Consider the following 4209-nt stretch of genomic DNA (forward strand, 5'->3'; position numbering starts at 1 on the left):
GTGCTTGCCGCCGCTGCGGACGAATGCCCGCAGCCACTGTCGGGCGAATTCCGGATCATGGGCGATTCGTTGAAGGTGGGCCGCGACCTGAAAGAAGTACTCGCCGTTGCCGTGCCGCGCATTCACATCGCCGACTTCTCATTCTTTTGCGTGTGTCTGCTGTTGCAACGCGAAACAGGTGGTCAACTCGGCGAAACGCTCGAAAACCTCGCGGGCATCGTGCGCACGCGCCGCGAAATTCGCCAGAAGAGCAAAGCGCTCACTGCCGAAGCGCGTATCACGACGAAGATTCTCGGGTCGATTCCGTTTGTAATCATTGCGTCCATGTATGCGTTGAATCACACCTACATCGAGATCCTGTTCAATACCGAAGCGGGACAAAAACTGATGACATTCGCCGCGATTTCCGTCGTGTTCGGAATCGTGTTCATCAACAGGATGTCGAAACTGGATACGACGCGATGAGCCAGGCCAACCTGCAATTACTGTTCGATCTGGTGATGCTGCTCGCGCTGCTGAGCGCGCTAGCCGTGATGTGGATGGTCAAGCACGGTGGCACCCGCGGCAAGGTCGCCGAGCGGCTGCGTGCGAACACATCGAATTCTCGGCCGGATTCCGGCGCGTTGGACACGGACGCCACGGAAGACGGCGCAACGCGACGGTTCTTGCGCCGTCTCACGGCGATCGGCGAGCGCCTGCCGCTGTTCGACGCGAAGTACCGGATGAAACTGCAGCGGGAGATGGTCCGCGGCGGCTTTCGCAGCGCGAATGCGACGTCGATCCTGCTTGCGATCAAGTTCTTTACCGGCCTCGCATGTGCGGTCGCAATTGTGATATTCGGCGCGCATCTTCCGCTCGGTTCGTACCCGATGTTCCGCGCGCTGTTCATGCTGGGGGCGTTCGTCGTCGGCATGATTATTCCTGAATACATCCTGAAGTTCCGCTCGACGCGGCGCCGCAATGCGATGGCGCAATGCCTGCCTGATGCGCTCGACTTGCTGGTCATCTGCACCAATGCCGGTAACAGTCTGGGTGTCAGTATCCGCCGGGTTGCCGATGAGCTTGCCACCATTTGCCCGCCGCTGTCCGAGGAGTTCGGGCTCGCCGCAGACGAACTGCAGGTGTCGGGCGACAGCGGCCGCGCGCTAAGCGGCCTGGCTGAACGAATCGACCTGCCGTCGATCCGCGCGCTGATTTCGACGCTCACCCAGTCGATGCGCTACGGAACACCGATCACTACCGCGCTGCGCACACTATCGCGCACCGAGCGCCTCGCGCACATCGTCTCACTGGAGGAAAAGGCCGCGAAGCTGGCTCCCAAGATGGTGGTGCCGATGATGCTGTTCATTCTCCCGCCTGTGGTCGTGATTGCTGCGGGGCCGGCTGTCATTCAACTGATGAACTTCTTCGCTACCCAATGAAAACCGCTGCCTTCTCCTCAGCCCTCACGCCGCGCGCCGCGCGCCGCCTTGCGTTTGCCGCGTTGGCCGTGGCAGCCCTTGCCGCGACGAGCGCCTGCACGACGACCCTGCAACGCGCTCCGGAGATGCAACCCGTCTCGCGCAACACGTCGCCCAGCACGATGAGCGAAACGCGGATTGCGGAAACCGCGCTGGAAGGCGGCAACATCGAACTCGCGCGCACGCTGTACGGCAAGCTGGTGGAAGCCAATCCGGATTCCGTGCCGGGACTGGCGGGCCTCGGCGACACCTTGTATGCGGTGGGCGACTTCACGCGCGCGGGCGTCTACTATGCGCGCGCGAACAAAGTGGATCCGACCGCGGAGCATCCGTTGATCGGCCTCGGCCGCGTAGCGATCCATCAACGCCGCTTCGACGACGCGATCGCAAGCTATAAAGCGATCCTGGCTCGCATGCCAGACGATTCGCTCGCGGCGGCCGGCCTCGGCACGGCTCTCGATCTCAAGGGCCAGCACAAGGCCGCGCAGGATGCCCTGCGCGCGGCGCTCGTGCAGAATCCCGGCGACCCGATGCTGTGCATCAACCTTGGTTTGTCGCTGGTATTGGGCGGCAATCCGCGCGAGGGCGCGAATGTTCTGCTTGACGTGACGCGCTTTCCCGATGCCCCGCCGCAGGCACGCCAGGATCTCGCACTCGCTTACGGCCTGCTCGGCAATAAAGAAGCCGCGGCGGCGATACTCTCGAAGGATTTGCCGAAGTCGTCGGTGCAGGACAATCTGCGCTACTACGACATGGAACGCTCCGCACTGGTGCAACCGATGTCGAGTTCCGCCGCGCCCAACTACGGCGCAGCCCGCACCGCGGCCGTGGCGCCCGCCTCGGTTCAGGCCTCGCGTCTGCCATGAATGCGCCGTCCGCACGCCCGCTCCGCCGCCGCTTGCGCACGCTGCTGCAAGACAACCGCGGCGTCACGGCGATCGAGTTCGCCATCGCGGCGCCCGTCATGCTCGTCATGATCCTCGCTTCGCTCGAACTGGGCATGGGGATGCTCATGGACGCGAGCATTCTGGTCGCGGCCAATGAAGCGTCGCGCTACGGACTCACGACGACCGCGCCCGCGACGGGCACCCGCGCTTCGCAGGCCCAGCAGATCGTCATGAACATCATCGGCGGCTGGGGCAACATACCCGGCACCACGATTTCCATCGCGGAGATCGACTACGGCACGTTCGCCAATGTCGGCACCAGCAGCAACACGAGCGGGATGGGCGGACTCGGCGATGTGGTCTCCTACAACATTTCGATCACGACCAATGGCCTCTCCGGCATTCTGCCCACGTTGGGCCTGACACCGATCACGTACAGCTCCAACTTCATCGTGCAAAACGAACCATGAGCCCTCCCACTCGCCCCCGTCCCTCGCGCCTGCTGCGTCGGTTGCGTCTACTGTCGTCGGACCGCGGTGTCGCGTCGATCGAGCTGGTGCTGATCATCCCCCTGCTCGTGTTGCTGCTGGTTGGCTTCGACGAGACCTACGTGTTCATCCGCACGCGCTATGCGATCGAGCACACGGCCTACGCACTGGCGAATTCGGTGGGCCAGTTTTCGAACGTGGTCGACTCGAACGCCACCACGTCGAGCAACACGCTCGGCTCGATCTGGAAGGTCGCGACAACGCTGGCCGCGCCGGTGCAACTGCAATCGAACGGCGCGGTGATCATCACGTCGATTTGCGATTCGACCTCGGTACCGTGTGGCGCGGCGTCGGCCGAAGCCGCGCCCACCGGAACCGGCAAACCGCAAATTTGGTGGCAGCGCTCGGCGCCGTGGAGCGCGGCGGGCCTATCCTCGCAAGTCTCGTCGTCCGCGCCGCTGCCGGCGACGTTCCCATTCGCCAACGGCGACGCCGCGTTCGTCGTCGAGGTCTACTACACGTTCGATCCGTTCCCCTGGCTGCGCGGTCTATGGCCTGGCGCGCCGGGTGCGCAACAGTTGTACGAACGCTTCTATGCACGTCCCCGCGGTGGCTCGATCGAAGGGAACGTACCGATTCCACTGACTGCATCCTGAACCCGACCCATGGCAAACACTGACGTCTGGGCGCTAGCCGGCCACCTTCGCGCGGCCTTCGCATCCGCCAGCAAGCGCTTGCGCAACGACCGCGGCGCGGTCACCGTGATCTTCGCCGTTTTTGGCGGTCTGATCCTGTGCGTGTTCTGCATGGCGCTGGACTACGTGTTCGTCGCCGAAGCGTCCGCACGCGAGCAGGACGCGCGCGACATCACGGACATCAACGTCGCGCTCGAGGTCAACCGGATCACGCGAGCGGGCCTGCCGCTGAATACGGCGCAGCTGCAGAGCGACGGCCAGGCCTACTTCAGGGCGAACATGCCCACCGGCTTCTATGCGTCGACGATTCCGAATGCGGACATCTCCGTGGCCGTCACAGGCAGTTCAGCCGGCGGATACAACGTGTCGACCACGATTTCCGGACAGATTAAGGCACCCTTGCAGGTGGTCGCGGGAAATCACGTCATCGTGGGGAGCATGGCCGGCATGCCGGCTGGCTCGACCGGCCCGGATAACGACGGCTACATCAACATTGGTGGTACGTCCACGGTCTACACGGTGCCGAAAAGCACCCTTGAGCTCGTGATGGTGCTCGACAACACCGGTTCGATGGCCGACACCATCAACGGGCAGAGCAAGCTGCAGGGCTTGCAGCAAGCCGCGAATGCGCTCGTCAGCGATGTATTTGCATCCACCACCGCAAGCGCCTATATCGGCC

5 protein-coding genes and 1 pseudogene are annotated in these 4209 nt (G+C 63.5%); all 6 read left to right on the forward strand.

Annotated elements, in window-relative coordinates; genetic code table 11:
* The coding region (locus VGH68_RS28915) for a type II secretion system F family protein (protein ID WP_331607163.1) at positions 1 to 465 on the forward strand (465 nt) is incomplete at its 5' end.
* On the forward strand, positions 462 to 1421 hold the full coding sequence (locus VGH68_RS28920; RefSeq protein WP_331607164.1) for a type II secretion system F family protein: 960 nt from the start codon (positions 462 to 464) through the stop codon (positions 1419 to 1421). The genes VGH68_RS28915 and VGH68_RS28920, both read left to right, overlap by 4 nt.
* A complete protein-coding gene (locus tag VGH68_RS28925) occupies positions 1418 to 2326 on the forward strand; it encodes a tetratricopeptide repeat protein (protein ID WP_331607165.1) in 909 nt (302 codons plus the stop codon). Before VGH68_RS28920 ends, VGH68_RS28925 begins: the two co-directional genes overlap by 4 nt.
* On the forward strand, positions 2323 to 2817 hold the full coding sequence (locus VGH68_RS28930; protein WP_331607166.1) for a TadE/TadG family type IV pilus assembly protein: 495 nt from the start codon (positions 2323 to 2325) through the stop codon (positions 2815 to 2817). The genes VGH68_RS28925 and VGH68_RS28930 overlap by 4 nt, the downstream gene beginning before the upstream one ends.
* Positions 2814 to 3491 carry a TadE/TadG family type IV pilus assembly protein gene (locus VGH68_RS28935; protein ID WP_331607167.1) on the forward strand — a complete coding sequence of 226 codons (678 nt, stop codon included), beginning with the start codon at positions 2814 to 2816 and terminating at the stop codon, positions 3489 to 3491. Before VGH68_RS28930 ends, VGH68_RS28935 begins: the two co-directional genes overlap by 4 nt.
* A 9-nt stretch (positions 3492 to 3500) precedes the next feature.
* Positions 3501 to 4209: pseudogene (locus VGH68_RS28940) on the forward strand (hypothetical protein); the annotation flags it as partial.

This window comes from Paraburkholderia sp., assembly GCF_036488505.1.
In the GTDB taxonomy this organism is placed as follows: Bacteria; Pseudomonadota; Gammaproteobacteria; order Burkholderiales; family Burkholderiaceae; genus Paraburkholderia.